Annotated in this window: 18 protein-coding genes; 8 read left to right on the top strand and 10 right to left on the bottom strand. The window is 60.0% G+C overall.

All coding sequences use genetic code 11. The annotated features are described in order from the left end of the window. Nucleotides 1-42: 42 nt before the first annotated feature. The 5 genes from DI606_RS17030 to DI606_RS17010 all read right to left on the bottom strand — a co-directional run bounded on the left by DI606_RS17030 (nucleotide 43) and on the right by DI606_RS17010 (nucleotide 2,643). Nucleotides 43-705: a TraE/TraK family type IV conjugative transfer system protein gene (locus DI606_RS17030; protein WP_293985115.1), complete on the bottom strand. Its 663-nt coding sequence runs from the start codon at nucleotides 703-705 to the stop codon at nucleotides 43-45. Between the two features lie 9 nt (nucleotides 706-714). Further along, on the bottom strand, nucleotides 715-981 hold the full coding sequence (locus tag DI606_RS17025; protein ID WP_293985113.1) for a type IV conjugative transfer system protein TraL: 267 nt from the start codon (nucleotides 979-981) through the stop codon (nucleotides 715-717). Between the two features lie 117 nt (nucleotides 982-1,098). Further along, nucleotides 1,099-1,428, bottom strand: a complete 330-nt coding sequence (locus DI606_RS17020; RefSeq protein ID WP_184273573.1) for a hypothetical protein — start codon at nucleotides 1,426-1,428, stop codon at nucleotides 1,099-1,101. Between the two features lie 172 nt (nucleotides 1,429-1,600). Beyond that, complete coding sequence (locus tag DI606_RS17015; protein WP_293985118.1) at nucleotides 1,601-2,335, bottom strand: DsbC family protein; 735 nt, start codon at nucleotides 2,333-2,335, stop codon at nucleotides 1,601-1,603. Between the two features lie 38 nt (nucleotides 2,336-2,373). Further along, entirely contained in the window at nucleotides 2,374-2,643 is a 270-nt protein-coding gene (locus DI606_RS17010) for a hypothetical protein (RefSeq protein WP_184273570.1), read from the bottom strand. Nucleotides 2,644-2,930: 287 nt separating this feature from the next. Between DI606_RS17010 and DI606_RS17005 the strand changes: the two genes are divergently transcribed. Together DI606_RS17005 and DI606_RS17000 are read left to right on the top strand one after the other, a co-directional pair. Next, on the top strand, nucleotides 2,931-3,356 hold the full coding sequence (locus tag DI606_RS17005) for a hypothetical protein (RefSeq protein WP_293985111.1): 426 nt from the start codon (nucleotides 2,931-2,933) through the stop codon (nucleotides 3,354-3,356). A gap of 99 nt (nucleotides 3,357-3,455) precedes the next feature. After that, the gene (locus tag DI606_RS17000) at nucleotides 3,456-3,668 is read left to right on the top strand and encodes a hypothetical protein (protein ID WP_184273563.1); all 213 of its coding nucleotides are present in this window, start codon (nucleotides 3,456-3,458) and stop codon (nucleotides 3,666-3,668) included. Between the two features lie 11 nt (nucleotides 3,669-3,679). Here DI606_RS17000 and DI606_RS16995 read toward each other — a convergent pair whose 3' ends face one another. After that, nucleotides 3,680-4,474, bottom strand: coding sequence for a fructosamine kinase family protein (locus DI606_RS16995; RefSeq protein ID WP_293985116.1), 795 nt, complete (start codon nucleotides 4,472-4,474; stop codon nucleotides 3,680-3,682). A gap of 230 nt (nucleotides 4,475-4,704) precedes the next feature. Here DI606_RS16995 and DI606_RS16990 point away from each other — a divergent pair, with 230 nt between their 5' ends. The 5 genes from DI606_RS16990 to DI606_RS16970 all read left to right on the top strand — a co-directional run bounded on the left by DI606_RS16990 (nucleotide 4,705) and on the right by DI606_RS16970 (nucleotide 8,588). Further along, entirely contained in the window at nucleotides 4,705-5,124 is a 420-nt protein-coding gene (locus tag DI606_RS16990; RefSeq protein WP_293985107.1) for a helix-turn-helix domain-containing protein, read from the top strand. A gap of 9 nt (nucleotides 5,125-5,133) precedes the next feature. After that, nucleotides 5,134-5,757, top strand: coding sequence for a GntR family transcriptional regulator (locus tag DI606_RS16985; protein WP_293985105.1), 624 nt, complete (start codon nucleotides 5,134-5,136; stop codon nucleotides 5,755-5,757). A gap of 179 nt (nucleotides 5,758-5,936) precedes the next feature. Continuing rightward, on the top strand, nucleotides 5,937-6,068 hold the full coding sequence (locus tag DI606_RS16980) for a benenodin family lasso peptide (protein ID WP_232015888.1): 132 nt from the start codon (nucleotides 5,937-5,939) through the stop codon (nucleotides 6,066-6,068). 65 nt (nucleotides 6,069-6,133) lie between these two features. Then, nucleotides 6,134-6,793, top strand: coding sequence for a lasso peptide biosynthesis B2 protein (locus DI606_RS16975; protein WP_293985103.1), 660 nt, complete (start codon nucleotides 6,134-6,136; stop codon nucleotides 6,791-6,793). Between the two features lies 1 nt (nucleotide 6,794). Next, complete coding sequence (locus tag DI606_RS16970; RefSeq protein ID WP_293985101.1) at nucleotides 6,795-8,588, top strand: asparagine synthase C-terminal domain-containing protein; 1,794 nt, start codon at nucleotides 6,795-6,797, stop codon at nucleotides 8,586-8,588. On the opposite strand, the gene DI606_RS16965 is transcribed toward DI606_RS16970, so the two are convergent. From DI606_RS16965 to DI606_RS16950, 4 genes are all read right to left on the bottom strand, one after another. Beyond that, entirely contained in the window at nucleotides 8,582-10,603 is a 2,022-nt protein-coding gene (locus DI606_RS16965) for an Atxe2 family lasso peptide isopeptidase (protein ID WP_293985100.1), read from the bottom strand. The two genes, DI606_RS16970 and DI606_RS16965, sit on opposite strands and share 7 nt — an antisense overlap. Further along, on the bottom strand, nucleotides 10,603-13,167 hold the full coding sequence (locus DI606_RS16960; protein WP_293985099.1) for a TonB-dependent receptor: 2,565 nt from the start codon (nucleotides 13,165-13,167) through the stop codon (nucleotides 10,603-10,605). Before DI606_RS16960 ends, DI606_RS16965 begins: the two co-directional genes overlap by 1 nt. Before the next feature lie 92 nt (nucleotides 13,168-13,259). Continuing rightward, complete coding sequence (locus tag DI606_RS16955; RefSeq protein WP_293985098.1) at nucleotides 13,260-14,300, bottom strand: FecR family protein; 1,041 nt, start codon at nucleotides 14,298-14,300, stop codon at nucleotides 13,260-13,262. Continuing rightward, nucleotides 14,293-14,859, bottom strand: coding sequence for an RNA polymerase sigma factor (locus DI606_RS16950; protein WP_293985097.1), 567 nt, complete (start codon nucleotides 14,857-14,859; stop codon nucleotides 14,293-14,295). Before DI606_RS16950 ends, DI606_RS16955 begins: the two co-directional genes overlap by 8 nt. A gap of 608 nt (nucleotides 14,860-15,467) precedes the next feature. Between DI606_RS16950 and DI606_RS16945 the strand changes: the two genes are divergently transcribed. Beyond that, complete coding sequence (locus tag DI606_RS16945; protein WP_293985095.1) at nucleotides 15,468-15,785, top strand: hypothetical protein; 318 nt, start codon at nucleotides 15,468-15,470, stop codon at nucleotides 15,783-15,785. The last annotated feature ends 149 nt before the right edge of the window (nucleotides 15,786-15,934 follow it).

The raw sequence follows: 15,934 nt of genomic DNA, 5'->3' as shown, positions 1-15,934 counted from the left end.
GTGGGATGAGGATGCACGGCGCCGATATCGCTGCAACGTCGGTCATGGCAGTAGTGACTCCGATCTATTGGAGCTGGTTTCTTTCATGCCATTCTCCTCGGTGAGGGACAGGATCCAGAAGCGACCGGCATCGATTATGTATCGGATGCGTAGATTGCCCCGGAATTTGCGGATGACGCCGCCGATGACGCGCACCTTTTCGACGGGCACGAGGATCTGGCGATCTGTCCAGGTGACGGGCTGATCGGGCCGGATATAGGTGGCGATGGAGAGCGTGGGATTGTTGCCAAGTTCGTCTAGAACCGCGTTCAGCCCGTCTCGAAGGCCATTATAGGCGGTCGGGTGGACGATGCTGAGCAGCTCCTGGAACTGCCGGTCGGCCGAGAGCGCCGAATAGGTGCCCGACAGCGCGACGATGTTGCGCGTCATGGCGCGCAGATAAGCCGACGAGGGTTTGCCGCCCGTCACATAAAGGTCGCCGCTGGCGCCGAAAGGGATGACGATCGTGCGCTGGTTCTGGGACGTCGAGTAGAGCGCCATGCCCAGCACCGCGGTGATGCCAAATAGCCCTACAATCGAGAATTTGAGCAGCCTGTTCTCCTCGAACAGGTTGGACGATCCCTGGAGATAGCGGTGAATGCCAAAGCTTGCCGGTTTGCCGAGCAACGGATCGGCAGCATCCTGGGGCGATTTCTGACGGAACATAATGGTGCCTCACTCGCAAAAGCGGGTCTGGGTTGGCCCGGGATAGTGGGGGAGGGTGAGCAGTCCCCAGCGCCAGGCCAGATGGGGGATGAAACCGCGCGGTTTCGTCCGCTTCCAGGGTATGAAAAGGAGAAGGACGCCGAGGAGCGACCAGCCCACCAGTCCGCCGACGATGACGGCGACGAAGATGGTGGACACCACGAGGATGAACTCCTGCGCGTCGAACCAGAGGATCTGGACCGGCTTGTGCAGAAATTGTGGAAGTCTCTCGTCCACGCCCTTCTCCCTTGCTTCACCCACATCCGAACAGATGTGAGGGTTACGAAGAGCGAGGCTCGCTCTTCGTCCGGCGCGGGGCCGATGAAACCCCGCGCAGGTCTGTTGGCCCGTTCTTCAGACGATCATGCCGAAGGTCTGGAGGATGGAGTCCGCCCGAATGAGGCAGACGGCGGCCACGATCGTGGGAATGCCGATCATGATGTTCGAAAAGAGCCGGGACACGCCGAACAGGAAGGCGGCGACACCGCCCACAAAGCCGAGCGGTCCCTTGACGCCCTGGTTCACCACGATGTCGTAGATATCGTAGCCAAGATCGCCTGCGGTCGGTGCCTGGAAGGCATGGGCGGCCGATGCGAGGGCGAGAGCGACGACGAAAGTGCATGACGCATCGGCCGACGCAAAAGACGGGCGACGCAGCCGCGGAAGAGTTGCAAGTTTGATCATTTCTGTAGGTCTCCGGACACAAGAGGAGCCGCCCCAAGACATGCCTGCCGGCACCGACTGGGTGTTCGCTGTCGGCCGACGACAGGCTGGGTGGCTCCTCGGGATCGGGCGCCGTCGTCGGCATCTTGAGGCCCCGGCCGCCATGCAGCCCAAGGACCCGCCAGAATGGGGATCAGGAAGGCGGTTTGACGGCCGGCCGCTGCCTGGCGAGCCAGGCTTCGATCTCGGCTTGGCTGAAACCGGATATGAGCTGACCGTCGAGGATGAGCGTCGGGGTGCCCGATATGCCCATCGATTTGACTGCCTGCGCGTGCGCCTCAACCCTGGCCGCGCCGTCTGCGCACCGGTTGAGGGGTTTGGCAGGCTCACCGGCATAGGTCGCGCGGAATGCTGCCTCGCGGTCCTTCGCGCACAATATATGCTCGGCCTTCGAAGCCGCCTCGGGGTGGATGCCCGACACGAAATAGATCTGGCGCCGAACCGGTTTGCCTTCCGCTGCCTTGGCGGCCCAGAAGCGATCGAGCGCGCGGCAATAGGGGCAGTCGGGGTCCGTGAACTCGATGACAAGGGGCGCGTCGGGCGGGCCGACCAGGAGGGCCTCCTTCGGATCAAGATCCTTGAGCTTGGCTCGAGCCGCAGCATCCTGGGAAAGGGCGGTCAGGTTGACGCCATTTCTGTCGTAGATGGTCGCGAACAGGAGGTGGTCGCTTTCCGGTGCATAATAGAGGATGCGGCCACCGGCGCTGGCCTGGAAAAGTGGGCCGTGGACGGGGGACAAGGCAAAATCCTCGAACGCAAGATTGGCAAAGCTCTGGTGGAGCTGGGCCTCCGCGGATTTGGCGAGCTTCGCCAGGTCCGGTTCGATCGGGGGCTGGCCGAGTACCGGTGCTGCGCCAGCGAGCATCATAGCTGCTGTCATCAGGCCGGCATTGTTGAGAAGTCCCTTCATTGCTTGTCTCCAGCGCTTGAATGCATGCCGCTTGTGAGGAGGCGCTGGTCGATGCGGACCGTGCTACCGAGGTTGACGGCTTGGTTGGGAGGCGTCGCAGCCCGAGGCTCGCCAATGAAGAAGTCGGCGCCGACCTGGGCGATCGAAAGTTTCTGCGGTGGCGCCTCTGCCTCGATGGCGCGGTCTTTCCGGGCCGCCGGCGCGGAACCCGCGGCAAGGGCGAGCGTGAGCAATCCGGCCATGATGGCCAGGCGTGATGCCGACATGGAAATAGTCTCCCTGTTGCCAGGCGCATGAGCAGCTGGGCTTTGCATGACCGTCCGGGCCTGAGCGCTTGGGGCTCACTTTGAGCGGCGTCGCGACCATCGATCGGGTGCCCCAAGCGATGCATCCGACGATGCAAGGTCGCAATGGGGAGGGCACTGAGATGCCGAAAGCGGCAATGAAGTGCCGAAATCGGCATCTCAGTGCCGCTTTTTGCGCCTGGACCAGCTTCAAATTCGATTTCGACCGTCAGAGGCGGTGCGGATTGTGCGAATCAGGGAGGCTATCGATGGCTACGCCCAAGTCCCGGACCTACCGGCTGCACCTGTCAGAGGAGGGCACCGACATATTTCTGGAATGCCATCACCGGCTGGCGCGCATATCTCGGCGCTTCATTCCCTATGGGGTGACGCTGACCGTTGCCATGTTGCTGATCGAGGCGCTGGACGGCGCAGAACTATCGGATGAAGTGCATGCCCCGGCCGTGAACAGGCTGACGGGACGAATTGAACATTATGTTGGCGCGTCACCCAGTCTCGCCCAGGCGGCAGCCAAAATGCTCGATCAGGTTGAAGCTTCACCAGATGGTGGACCTGCCATGACGGTGGCGCGGCTCCTCGTAACCGCAATTGCGCTGATGTCCGCGTCGGAAGACAGTGAGATTGCCCGAGCCTACCGCCGGGTTGGGACCGGCGTTTCGCCTCAGGATCCGTAGAGACCGGAGGAATTGTCGATGTCGATTTGTCGGCGCTGTTGATGGCGCAAAACATCGTTCCGGCGCATAGTGGCGGCGTATTATTTGGGAGAATTGACCATGGCCCAGATCATCGACCGCGACCTTCACTTGGTGAAAAAGGCGCTTTGCCTCAGCATCGCCGTGATCGAACGGCAACCAGAAGGACCGTTTCGGCCTGACTCCGATGCGACTGATATGAAGGATCTCGCCGATCGGCTCATGGCGAACGATATCGAGCTTGCGCAATATCTCCGCTCAGCCCGCCTCATCCTGTCGGGTAAGCCCGAATAGATCGCCCCTGTCTAAAAGCCGAGCATATCGAGGCAGGCTCCAGCCTGCTGATGATAGGCACCGCCAAAGAGGCGAACATGGACCAGGAGCGGCCAGAGCCGATAGACCGGTTGTCGTTCCTGCCATCCTTCTTCCAGCCCACAGGCATCGTAGAAGGCGGCAGGAGGCTGGTCGAACAGGCCAAGCATCGCAAGGTCGGCCTCGCGGTCCCCATAATAGCAGGCCGGGTCGATCAGGCCCGATATCTGGTCCTTGTCGACGAGGATATTGCCGCCCCACAGATCGCCATGGAGCAGCGCCACCGGGGGCGCCGGCGGGATATGATTTGCGAGGCGATCGGCGAGCCGGCTGACACGATGCGCCAGATGCGGCTCGATATGCGGAAGGTGGCAGACCAGGCGTTTCTCGGCCCAGAACGCGACCCAGTTATCCGTCCTGCCGTTGGAGATGGCGACCGGCCCGAAGCCATAATCGCTGTCCCAGCCCAGGCGTTCTCTGGTAGGTCGGTGAAGATGGTCCAGGACATCGGCCAGATGGCCCCATGACCGTGCGACCCGGCCTGAGCCAGGCAATTCCTCAAGAAGCATCATGCCATTTTCGACCGCCAATATCGCAGGGACAGGCACATCTGCTTCATGGATAGCCAAGAGCATAGTGGCTTCCTCTTCCACTAGCGGCCCTCGCTTGGCTATCACCGATCGTCCGTCGGCAAGTGTCAGGCGTGATACTGAGCTCAAATCACCCCCTGAAAGCCGCGCTGCGCTCACGACGCGCACCCCCAGCAAACTTCCTGCCCGCGCGAACATGGACCTCATCTTTGGCTCGATCTCCTGTACGTGACCCATCACCATCGCCAGCCAAGCTCTCATACCGGCAGCGCCGGAGATTTCCTGCTAAATCACGCAATAGGAAGGTGAATAAGCGGGTTACACTCCCAAAATGGGAGTCAAAAAATTTGACCCACAGCGCATTTCACACGAACTTGGCCGAGTCGGAATGTGCATGGGAGCTTTGAGACGCGATCAGGGAGGCCCTGGTGATCTCATCTCAAGGCGGCACCCTCGAAGAGGAAGCGTCGATACTGGCCGAGGTCAAGTCGATCTCCGGTCGCCGAATCGAAGAGCGGCGCAAACGCCATCGCATTACGCAAAAGCAGCTCGCCGCTGATGTCGGGATCGGCGTGCGGTGGCTTCGTGAAATCGAGTCGGGCAACCCGAAAGCCCGGGTCGATGATCATATCGCATGCGCTCATGCCCTTGGCCTCTCTTCGGCGCACCTCATCATTCCAATGCTGTTTCTGGAGCATAACATGCACTTCCCGCGACACTTCTTTCTTGATGACATGCAAAAGCTGGAAACGCTATGCGTTGAATTCATCGCCAATCTTAGCCTCAAGACATTCCTTCAGCCCGGTAACGGTCAGAAGGGGCCGGGCAGCGCCGGCCCGGCAGTCTAGGGCAGGCTTATGTCGCCCGACGCATTCACCGCTGATCGGATCCACCGCGAGATCAAGAAGCTGATCATGGCCGGCAAATTCACGCCGGGCTTGCCGTTGACCGTCCAGTCACTCGCCGACGAATTTGGGACGAGTACGTCTCCCGTGCGAGACGCACTCAACCGACTGGTAGGTGAGCGTCTCGTTGAAACCCAGGGCGGTGGTGGGTTTGCTTTGCCGGAAATCACCAAGCGTAACGTTTACCATCTCTACAGTTACCATGCCGACCTTGTCCGGACGATCGTGAAGGTGATGGTTCGACTGGACGAACTGGGTTCGCCACCTGCTTTCGTCGTCAACAAATCGGCGCACGGCCTCGCTTTGGCTTATGCCACCGCGGAGTTTTTTTCGCTAATGGCGTCCTGCTCCCCTAATCCCGAACATCTAGATGCAATTGTGCAGACGGGCGAGCGACTCGCTATCCTCCGGTTGCATGAAGGTCCTATTGGAAGGCAAGGTGAAGAACTCGCGACGCTATGGAACGTAACCCGGTCCGGAAATAGAAACGCAACGCGGGTCGCGATGTGGCAGTATCACCGTCGACGTTTAGTACGCGCTGACCAAATTTCTTTAGCGGCGACACGAATGAGTTAAGCTCTGAAAGGCCTTAAAATCCTCGCGTTGCCACCCGCCAGTTTCAGCCTTGTCTGAGTCGATTATGACAGCAAGCATATATGCTCCCAAAATGAGAGCATATATGATCGGATATATGCCTTTCCTTTCATACCATCAGCGTTGCCGCAAATTCCTGCGGCGCAATGATGGAGATGAACATGTCCAATATCGAACATGACGAAGATATCGTCGATCTGGGTGCCGCTTCCGTCGAAACCCAGGGCGCCATTCGTGGCGTCCTCGACCTCACCGGTGGTCAGTTGAACCAGATGGGCATCGCTGACGATTGATCAATGAGGCGCGCGTCCTTTCGGGGGCGCGCGCCTTAGTCATGTCTTCGAATGAGGGGCGGACTATGCGGTACAAGGTGAGGGACGGGCTGGCATTCTGCATCACTGGCGGAAGAACGATCTTTCTGGACGTCGCGGCTGATCGCTATTTCGGCCTGCGGCCGGAATGGGATGCAGCTTTTCGGAGATATCTGGAAGCCCAGGAAGACGGTGCCGGCATCGAGCCGTTGTTGCGCGGTCATATTCTCGTCACGGCAGATGAGGGTGAACCATTTAGTCAGCAGGCTGTGATCCTGCCGGCTCGCCGGGAGGTTTTAGCAGAAACCGGCCATCTCCTGAATGGCAGGACTTTGTTGTTCATTCTTGCTCAGCTCAAGGCGATGCTGGACCTGCGGTTCCGCCGCTTTGACAGGATCATATTTGGGATTGCCGATCGGTCGCAAGGTCTCGGTGTCGTCGGCGGGGATTGTCCTGATTTGACCGAATGGGGACCAATTGTGAGCGCCTTTGCGGCCTCCGCGCCGCTGCGTCCCCGCAACACCCACTGTTTGACCAATTCGATCGCCTTCATGGACATGGCTTTGTCGGCGCGGTTGCCAGCCAAGCTGATCCTGGGGGTCAGCGCGTCGCCCTTTTCCGCCCATTGCTGGGTGCAGGCAGGTGACACGGTTTTGAACGACCGCCTCGAGAATATTTCGGCGTTTGAGCCGATCCTGGCGATCTGAGATGCTGGAACGCTACCTCGCAATCATTGATCATAGCGGTGCGCCGCTTGAGCGTCTCTCGTCCGGGTTCCTCGCAGCCTCCGGGTTCCAAAGCATTCTGCTTGGAAAAAGCTGCGCGCTTTTGACCGCCTTTGCCACGCAATCGCTCACGCTCCCGGCCGACCGAGGGGTGGTGATCGGCTCGGTGTTCCCGCGCCATGGTCCTGCCGCACGGATACGGCCGAGCGACAGGCTCTTTCCCGATGATATGCTCCATGGTGACCCTATCGTCACATTGGGCGAGCGCTATTGGGGCGGCTATGTTGCCCTGTTGGCGCTTGAGAATAGGATGGTCGTCGCGCGCTCTCCGGGGGGCGCGCTGCCGTGCTATTTCACGATGCTGCCAGGAGGGTGGGCGATCTCCTCAGATATGATGCTTCTGGTCAAAGCAGGTCTGGTCCGACCGTCGGTGAGTTGGGCGGAAATGCCACGCTATCTGGCCGCCAAGGACCTGCCACAGGCCAGGACGGCGCTCGATGGCGTTACAGAATTGCTTCCTGGTACTGCAGTAGAACTGGGCGAACGAGAAGAACGGGTACGGCAGTTCTGGAACCCTTGGGATTTTGTTTCCGAGCCGCTTTTCTGGGACAGCGAGGATGTTGCCGAGCGGTTGCGCCGTACAGTGGATCATTGCGTTGCGTCTTGGGCATCTATCTCCCAAGCCCCCATCCTCACATTATCAGGAGGGCTGGATTCCTCGATCGTCGCGGCGGCGCTTTCCAGAATGAGCGAACGTGCAAGCAGCGTAACGATTTCGACCCTGAGCCGTGATGGCGATGAGCGCGACTATGCCCGCGTGATGGCGCAGGCGTCGGGGATGAACCTCATCGAAGCAGCATATGCGCTGGCAGATGTGGATATGTCCAGATCAGTGGCTGAACATTTTCCAAAGCCGATCGGGTTCGTTCACGAACTCGCCTATCATTCGGCCTTGTTACGCGCGGTTGGCGAGGCTGGCGCAGACGCTGTCTTCACCGGAAATGGCGGGGATAACGTCTTTTACAACAGCAGTTCTGTTCGGCCATTTTTTGACGCATGGAAAGCCAGAGGTCTCCACCGTGAAACCGCTCAGTCGATAGCCGATATCGGGAGGGTGACCCAGGTCTCTCGATGGGAGGTGTGTCGTCAGATCGTCAAAGCTGCTCGCATTATGCGTCGGCCCTATCAATGGCATCTCGACATTGATTTGATGGAGGTGGATGCCGCTGACGCGGTGCGAGCAGACCCGCCACAGCATGATTGGATTGCGCAGGCGCCACTTACGCGTCCTGGAAAATTGGGCCATATCGCGCTTCTCTTGCGCGTTCAAAACCATGTCGAAGGCTATCTGCGTGGTTTCGGTCTGCCCATGGTCGATCCGCTTATGTCGCAACCAATTGTCGAATTGGCTCTGACCATCCCCACATGGAAGATGATAGAGGGCGGGAGAAATCGAGCCATAGCGCGTCGGGCCTACGCCGACCTGCTCCCGCCACTCATCCGCGACCGTCGGCGCAAAGGAAGTCCGAGCAGCTTCGCGGTAGATCTGGTCAACCAGCGTCTCGACGAAATACGCGAGCGGCTGATGGATGGTGAACTTGCCCGGCACCGGCTTATCAGTCGATCAGCCTTGGATGAGGTGCTTGTACGTGGTCCAGCTATCGATCGTCACTATGTCCGCCTCATGGCGCTTCTCGACATGGAGGCGTGGATAACGCGTTGGCAAGCGATCCCGAAAGATCAGGCCCATCATGCACCCAGTTTTGCCTCTCATTGAATCAAGTTTCCTCGCATTTGCTGCCAACGCTCAGCCTCTTGGGATGCTTGACCTGCGCCATCAGGCAGCTTGTCGAGCAACCAGAAATTGAACCAGTCGATAGCCCGTCGATAGATCGCAGCCCTGTGAGCAGGTTGTCGTTTCACATGATGCTCGTCCGGGAAGACATAGAGATCCACGGGCTTGCCGGCGCGGCGAAGGGCCGTGAGGGCTTCGAGCCCTGAAAGATATTCATCGTCCGACATCTGGGCTAGGACAGGGAAAGGAATGCGATCCGCATTCCGCGACCAGGATAGACCCTCCCAAAGAGGCGGATTGTCGGTAGGCGAGGCGGGCCAGCCTCGCTTTTCATATTCTGCCTGGACAGCAGGCCCAAGAAGCCAAGTTTGCGATCCTTCCCAGCAGCAGCTGCTGATCGCAGCGGCTTTGAAAAATGTGCTGTGAAGGGCAGCAAATTGCACCGTCGATACGCCATCGCTCAGGCCCGTGATGCCGATGCGTTCTGGATCGACGAGGCCGGCAACGATAAGCTGCTGAACCTTCGTCTCGATGGCTGACAAGATGCTGCGCCGCTCCATAAAGCCCTCGAGTTGGCGCCGCTCACGTTCATGTGGGTCCATCTTTTGATTGCCCAGTGGTGCGGGTGGCCGCTGGACCGAGAGAACCAGATATCCGGCTTTGGCGAGCAACTGGATAGGGTATTCGTCTCCCGTACCACCGCGCAGAAACCCCCGGCTCTGATATTGGACGACGATCAACGGATAGCGCTCCCCGGCCCGGTAATCTGGTGGATAAACGAGGTCGCCATAGCATTCGAGATCGCGATCATTTTTCCACTGCAGCCGCTCCGCATGCCCGAGAGCGAGAGAGCTGAATTCGGGATTGGGATTGAAAATCATCTGCGACTGACCAGTTTTGGGATCAATCCGATCGAGATATCTCGGTGCTAGCGACTGCTCCCGGGCACAGAGAATGTCTGTGCCAAGAGGACCGCAGTTCATGAGCAGGTCCGATGTCTGCATGATTTTGCGGACGGATGCGCGGTCCGGTTGCCATTCATAAATTCCCGTCAGGCTTCGGCCCCAGCCTTCACGCCGGACATAACGGATCGCGTCGCCGGCTATCCATGGTTGTCCTTCGACATCCGTGCAGCGACTATCGGCGCAGATTATTTGCGTCGTCCCAGCTGTAAAAGCGAGGCGGCTGACACCATTGGCGTCGACGGCCAGTGTCGTCTCTTTTCGGTGCTGTCCGGATGGAGCGCCGGACGCTGAGATGATCAGCGCTTCTGTCGGCGTGGCTGGGCGGTGTTCACCATTGGCGAGACTGATTACTGCAAAGCTGTAATGGGCCGGCCCTCGCGCAAACGGCCGGTTTCTTCCGTAAGGAAACCAGCGATCATCAAAATGATAACCTGATAAGCCCTCTTGATCGAGCGCTTCGGCGGCGCGTCGGTCTTCCCGTACTTTCGCGATGACCGATAACCCACCGCCCTCGAACCGGAAATCGACGATATCATCGTCGAAAGCTGCAGTGAGTTTGCTCCTCGTCCCGTCCCAACTCCAGAGTTGGAGCCGACCATCTACATATTTAAGAAACGCAAGGCGTTTACCATCGGGCGACCAGCGCGGTGTGATGACCTTGGGAAAGCCGCTCGGAAACTCCGTCATCCCGTAATAGTCGTCAAAACTCCAAAAGGCAGCGCCAGCGCCGCCGTCTACCAGCCGCGGACTGTTCCCCGGCGAGATGACATAGATACCCGAACAGAAATCATTGCTGGCGATGCTGGCTCTGGCCACGCTGACGGCAATGGACCGCCCATCAGGAGAGATTGAGAACATGGGATCTACATCAAGATCAGGGATGGATCCCATGTTCAGGGTTTCAATGAGATCGCTGGCCGACAGTGACTGGCTTGGTCCTGGGCTTTTGATTTGTAGCGCGGCCCTGCAATCCAACGCAGAGGTCGGACTGCTCGCCGCTGCTGCCAGCGCTAGGGCAAGGAGCGGGAGCATCACCAGGCCTTGGAAAGCGTGAGGCTGACGAAGCGGCCGACGCTTGAATAGTTGGTTGCGTCATATGGGGGGCTGTTTGCGCCAGACGTCCGGATGAGCGAGGGCATTTTATTGAACAAATTCTGCGCTGACAGAAGGAACGACCAGCCCCCGAGGAGCCCAGGTCCGTCGAACTTGAGATTGGCGCTCAGGTCGATCGATTGGAAGCTGCCGAGCTTATAGACCTGTGTTGTTCTTCCGTCGGTCGTACCGCCAACATAATTATAGCTCGCTGTGAGCCCGACATTGTCGCGTTGCCAGCCCGCGCTTGCTCGCGCGCGCCAATGCGGTGGGTTGAAAATTGTGCCAGCCCTCTCGATGGTGGGCTGGCTCGCTGACAATCGTTGGTCGCTCTTGAGATAACTGGCGTTCGTCTCGACGCTGAACGCATTGGCGCCACTGCGGAGCACATAGGAAGCGCTGGCGTCAACGCCCCGGATTTTCTGCCGGGCGGCATTTTGCAGCTGGTTGTAGACGATTGCGACAATGCCGGCCGGGTCATACGGGCCGTCGGTCTGATTGCTGACGCCAAGTGGCAGGTCGGTGGTCGTTGCAAGAACTTCGCTCAGGCTGGGATTGAGCAGGACGAGGTCCGCATATTCACTGCGGAAAGATTGATAGTCGTCGGCGATTGGGCTGACGACCCGACCCTTATAGCGGACATGGAAATAGCTTGCCTGCAGGTTGAGCCCTTCAACTGCTTTCGGCGCAAATTCCGCCGTAAGGGTCAACGTCGTCGCCCGCTCCGGGGCGAGGTTTCGGCTGCCGCCAGCGAGAACAAGGACGGCCCCGGCTGTCGCAGGACTTGGCGTGAATTCGCTCGAAGCGAGGGTATAGCCCTGTTGAACGGTGTTACGCTGGCTAAGGGTAGGTGCCTTGAAGGATTTCCCCCAGCTGCCTTTGAGCGTGAGCGCATCGACCGGCTGATAAAGGATACCGAATTTTGGCGTGGCTAGTCCCCCAAGATGGTCATAGCGCTCATAGCGTAGGGCCCCGGACAGCTGGAGTGACTGGATAAGGGGTGAAGCATTTGCATCTGACACCAGCGGCACGACGACTTCCCCAAAGCCATAGATGGCCGTTTGGGAATCTAGATAGTTTACGAGATTGAAGGTGCCGGCGGCGCGGACGCTGCGGACCGAAGCGGCGAGGCCATTGGATCGAAGGCCTGCCCCAAGCGCCAGGCGGACATCGCCGCCCGGCAGAGCGAAGAGCGGACCGTCGCCGCTGATTTCAGCCGACCACAGGTCATTCTTGTAGCGAATGAGATTGTCAGCAAATCGTACTCCGCCTGAAAAGATAGCACCCTCAATCTGTGTATCGCTGACGGCTCGTGTGGCTCTCGCGGTCACATCCCAACCTGCCGGTAGATGAAAGGTGACCGATGGGCTAATCGAATAGCTCTCAACGGCGGGGCGTGTGAGATTTCCACCGGACGTGACTGGCGCGGTCGCACTGAAGGGCAGCGCAGCACGTGACCGGTGATGATTATAATGAGCGTCTATCTCAAACTCTGCCCCGTCTCCCAGACGTTGATGCCCGGCCAGGATCGCGCTGATCTGGCGCTGCGATGGCAGCAGCGTCGTTCCGGGTTCCATATTGGCTGTCAGATCACGCTGCGCAGCTGTGATATCGGAAGCCTTGCTGAAATCGCCGGCCAGCATGATCCCGCCGCCCGACCAACGGGCGCCTGACACCGCACTATATTGCTGCTGGAAGTTGCCGCCCTCGGTCGCGGCCCCGAGACGAACGCTGGTGAGCAGGCCCTTATATTCCCGCCGCAGGATGATGTTGGCGACACCCCCTACGGCATCTGAGCCGTAAAGTGCCGAGGATCCATCAGCGACAATCTCGATCCGGTCGATGGCTGCAAGCGGAATTGCGGACATATCCACGCCCTGGCTGGCAGCATCATAAGCGAGCCGGTGGCCGTTCAAGAGCGTCAGGGTCGCGTCAGGACCAAGGCCGCGCAGATTGAGCGCGGAAGACGAGTTCACATTTTCCGAACCGGTCTGGACACTGGAAATGACGCCCGGATTTTGACCGCCACTGAAATTTTGAGGGATGCTGCGCGCGAAGGAGCCGAGATCGCTATGACCCAGCTCGGTGATTTTCTCGCGTGATGCTGAGATGACCGGTGACGTCGGCTTCGCGCCGCGAATGCGCGACCCTGTAACTGATAGCAGAACATCCGCCGCGCCGGTTACCTCCTCGCGCGACGCCGCGTCTCGCCCCCGCAGGGTGATGGTGCGATCCCTGATCTCGGCGGTAAGGCCTGACGGCGCGAGGAGGGCGGCCACGGCTTCTTCGACCGTGTAGGCGCCGGCGAGGGAGGGGGCGCGGGCGCCCTTGAGGCTTTTGGCATCGGCGACGAGTTGATAATCACTGCCGCGCGCGATCGTGCGCAGCGCTGTGGCAAGGTCCTGCGCAGGAAGATCATAGGTCCTGATGGGTTCCTGCGCATGCGCTTGCGCGGTAACAGCGCCCATGCACAGTGCAGCGCTGCTCAACAGCGCGATCTTCATGATGCCCATTATTTGCCCCTGTCTTTCATTGCCCCTTTGTGGGGTTCAATGAGAGAGACGGCGGCTCGTTATTCTAAAGCTGATCGCGCATATTATTTCTTGGCGCCGAGGATCAGCTTGCCGGGGTGAGATCGATCAATGTCCATGTCGAGGAAGGCGCTGATCGCCTGGGCGACCCGTTCGATGTCACGAATGTCGATGTCGGCGAAAATCTCGCGTGCGCCAAGCGCCGGTGTCGCCAGCTCGATCTTGGTCTCGCTGTAGCTGTTGGCTTCAGCGATGACATCACTGATCGGGACATTGTCGAAGCTCTTCACGCCGGTCACCCACTGCTGCTCGGAACGAGGGGCAGAAATGACAGAGATCTGAGCGCCTTGTCCAGACTTGAGCGTGAGGAGTTGCCCGGGCCGCAGCTGAAGCGATCTGGGCTGTCCATCGGCAAGCGGACGAGCAAAGGATAGGTCCAGGAGCGTGTCGACCGGGTTGAGGCGGAGCCCCTCACGGACGGTCATGTCGAAACTGCCGCTTTTGGTTGTGACATCCGTTCCGGCGCCATGGACGACAAAGGGGCGCCGAGTGTCCTGGGAGACAGTGAAGCGTGCGCGGCCGCGCTTCACCTCGACGCGGCGCTGCGTGGGGGTCATGCTGACAAGCAGCAGCGTGTCGGTGTCGAGGAGGACGGATGTGCCATCCTCCAGCCGTTCGGTCCGGACTTCGCCGATCCTTGTCTCGATTGGCGTGCGGGCTTCGCTTTGCGCGATCAGCGAGGGGGATGTGTCCCCCGATCGCCACCAGAGGCCTGCGGCGGTGAGGAGAACCAGCGCGAGCGAGGCGGCAAGCAGCGCGGGTGATCGCGACATCCGATGCTGCATCTGAGGCTGGAGCTTGCGTGATCGCATGCCGTCCCGGGCCGCATCGTCGCCGGCCTCCAGCATGTCCTGAACAATGCCGACATAGCGCGCCGCACGGGCTGGATCGTCCGCCGCCCAGGCGGAAAAGGCGGCCTGATGGGCCCCAAGCCTGTCGAGAGCCAGTGGGTCGGGTACGGACTTCGGATCGCCAAGGATAGTCATCGCCCATTCCATGGCCTCCTGCCAGTCCTGCTCTGCCTGCGCAGCGCTGCTGTCAGTCATCATTCGCCTCGCGATGGGCGACCACATGCTTGATGGCCTTGAGCATCTGTTTCTGGACCACCCAGAGGGGGACCCCAAGCTCCTGCGCGATCTCGACATAGGTTTGTCCCTCGACGCGGTTGCGCAGGAAGATGTCGAGGGTTTCGGGCTGGAGCTGGTTGAGGATGAGTGTCCAGCGCGAAAGATCCTGCCGTGCCTGCAGCTCGCGGTGCGTATCGCAAGGCGCGATGAGGTCGAGTTCCTCGTCGATCAGGCTCGAGCGTCTGGAAAGAAGGGTTGAGCCCCGCTCGATGAAATCGCGCAGCAAATTGGTCGCGATGCGGGTGAGATAGGCCTGCGGGCTGGCGAGGGCCTGGACCGGCGCCGCGCGCACGAAGCGGGTGAAGGTCTCCTGGGAAAGCTCGTCGGCATCGGCCGGATTGCCGAGCTGGCGCGTGAAGAAGCGCATGAGGCGGGGCTTCTCCTTCCGATAGAAATCCGGAAAGCGAAATGGCTCGCTGCCGGAATCGCTGACCATGATAGGATCGCGCAGACGATCCTCGCTTCTGCCTTGGCTCATTGTCGCACCTATGTCCTCTCGGGGCGACGGCCAAAGCCGGATGTTAGTAACCTGTTCACCACAGGCGCATGCGCCTTTACCGTTGCCGGCTGGACATGCGCGCATGCCACCCGGCCCCAGTGAAACTGTGACCGAGCCAATGGTGAAGGGGTTACTAAGCCCCACTTCCGGTCTTTTTCCGGAAGCAAGCCCAATGTGCCGGAATGACGGGAGAGCGCAACCCTAAAGAGCGGACTTTGTGACGTTTTTGGGAAGCTGGGCGAGGGGGGGGGGAGGGAGGGCGGCTGCCCGCGTGCCGCGGGCACCGCGCTCTTGCCGGAGCGGCGTGCCGCCGCGCCGGCCGGGCTCGGCTGCGCCGATCCCGGCCCTTCGGGCTGCGATCGCTGCCGCAGCCAGAGTTGCGGATCGAGGGTCGGGTTGGGGGAGGGGATCTCCCTGGACGCTCCAGAGCCGTCCTTCTGTCGAACCGTCTGGGTAGCCGCTTAAGGGACAGGAGGAGGGAAGGGGGAGAGAGTGTGTGGCGGCTCGCTGGGGTCGTTTGAACCTCGAACGGGAGTTTCCCTGAAATGGCGAACCATAATCATGTGATCGAGTGTCTGGCGCGGTTCATGACCCGAATGCGCGACCGTGTGAGCGACGAGACCTGTGTGGCGCGCATAGAGCGCTACCTCGAGCAAAGCGCTCTTGGCGGATTCGAGGGGCGACACACGGCTCTTGCCACGGGCGACAGGGCGATCAGTTGCGCCGTTGCTGAGATGGAACCGCTGACCCGCGCCATTCTGATCGTCATCGTTGCGCGCAAGATGAGTGTGCGGGAAGTCTCCCGGCGCTTTGGCATGAGCGAGGAGCGGGTCTGTCGGCATTTCAGGTTGGCTGTTGAAAACGTGGCCAGATGGCGCGAAATCGGAGCGCGTCACCTATGCTAGTGACGCTACCGAATGCGCTTTGGGCCGTCATTAGTGGGACTTTCCCGAACGTCCGGTCCTGAGGGCCGGATCGTTGATTCCGGACATGCGGAGATCGCAAACGAGCCTTCCACGGCGCCATCCATACGGGCACTTCAACTGCCGCTTTT

Origin of the sequence: Sphingobium sp., assembly GCF_003248505.1 — a bacterium.
Lineage (GTDB): Bacteria > Pseudomonadota > Alphaproteobacteria > Sphingomonadales > Sphingomonadaceae > Sphingobium.
Note: the sequence above shows the minus strand (reverse complement) of the source record. Positions and strands in the feature narration are given on the sequence as shown.

Excerpts from the sequence above, each read along its gene's own strand:
- DI606_RS17010 (WP_184273570.1), bottom strand. The coding sequence starts at position 2,643 with ATGTCGGCATCACGCCTGGCCATCATGGCCGGATTGCTCACGCTCGCC.
- DI606_RS17005 (WP_293985111.1), top strand. The coding sequence starts at position 2,931 with ATGGCTACGCCCAAGTCCCGGACCTACCGGCTGCACCTGTCAGAGGAG.
- DI606_RS16965 (WP_293985100.1), bottom strand. The coding sequence starts at position 10,603 with ATGCTCCCGCTCCTTGCCCTAGCGCTGGCAGCAGCGGCGAGCAGTCCG.
- DI606_RS17000 (WP_184273563.1), top strand. The coding sequence starts at position 3,456 with ATGGCCCAGATCATCGACCGCGACCTTCACTTGGTGAAAAAGGCGCTT.
- DI606_RS16995 (WP_293985116.1), bottom strand. The coding sequence starts at position 4,474 with ATGTTCGCGCGGGCAGGAAGTTTGCTGGGGGTGCGCGTCGTGAGCGCA.
- DI606_RS16960 (WP_293985099.1), bottom strand. The coding sequence starts at position 13,167 with ATGAAGATCGCGCTGTTGAGCAGCGCTGCACTGTGCATGGGCGCTGTT.
- DI606_RS16980 (WP_232015888.1), top strand. The coding sequence starts at position 5,937 with ATGTCCAATATCGAACATGACGAAGATATCGTCGATCTGGGTGCCGCT.
- DI606_RS16950 (WP_293985097.1), bottom strand. The coding sequence starts at position 14,859 with ATGAGCCAAGGCAGAAGCGAGGATCGTCTGCGCGATCCTATCATGGTC.
- DI606_RS16945 (WP_293985095.1), top strand. The coding sequence starts at position 15,468 with ATGACCCGAATGCGCGACCGTGTGAGCGACGAGACCTGTGTGGCGCGC.
- DI606_RS17030 (WP_293985115.1), bottom strand. The coding sequence starts at position 705 with ATGTTCCGTCAGAAATCGCCCCAGGATGCTGCCGATCCGTTGCTCGGC.
- DI606_RS16970 (WP_293985101.1), top strand. The coding sequence starts at position 6,795 with ATGCTGGAACGCTACCTCGCAATCATTGATCATAGCGGTGCGCCGCTT.
- DI606_RS16975 (WP_293985103.1), top strand. The coding sequence starts at position 6,134 with ATGCGGTACAAGGTGAGGGACGGGCTGGCATTCTGCATCACTGGCGGA.
- DI606_RS17020 (WP_184273573.1), bottom strand. The coding sequence starts at position 1,428 with ATGATCAAACTTGCAACTCTTCCGCGGCTGCGTCGCCCGTCTTTTGCG.
- DI606_RS16985 (WP_293985105.1), top strand. The coding sequence starts at position 5,134 with ATGTCGCCCGACGCATTCACCGCTGATCGGATCCACCGCGAGATCAAG.
- DI606_RS17015 (WP_293985118.1), bottom strand. The coding sequence starts at position 2,335 with ATGATGCTCGCTGGCGCAGCACCGGTACTCGGCCAGCCCCCGATCGAA.
- DI606_RS16955 (WP_293985098.1), bottom strand. The coding sequence starts at position 14,300 with ATGACTGACAGCAGCGCTGCGCAGGCAGAGCAGGACTGGCAGGAGGCC.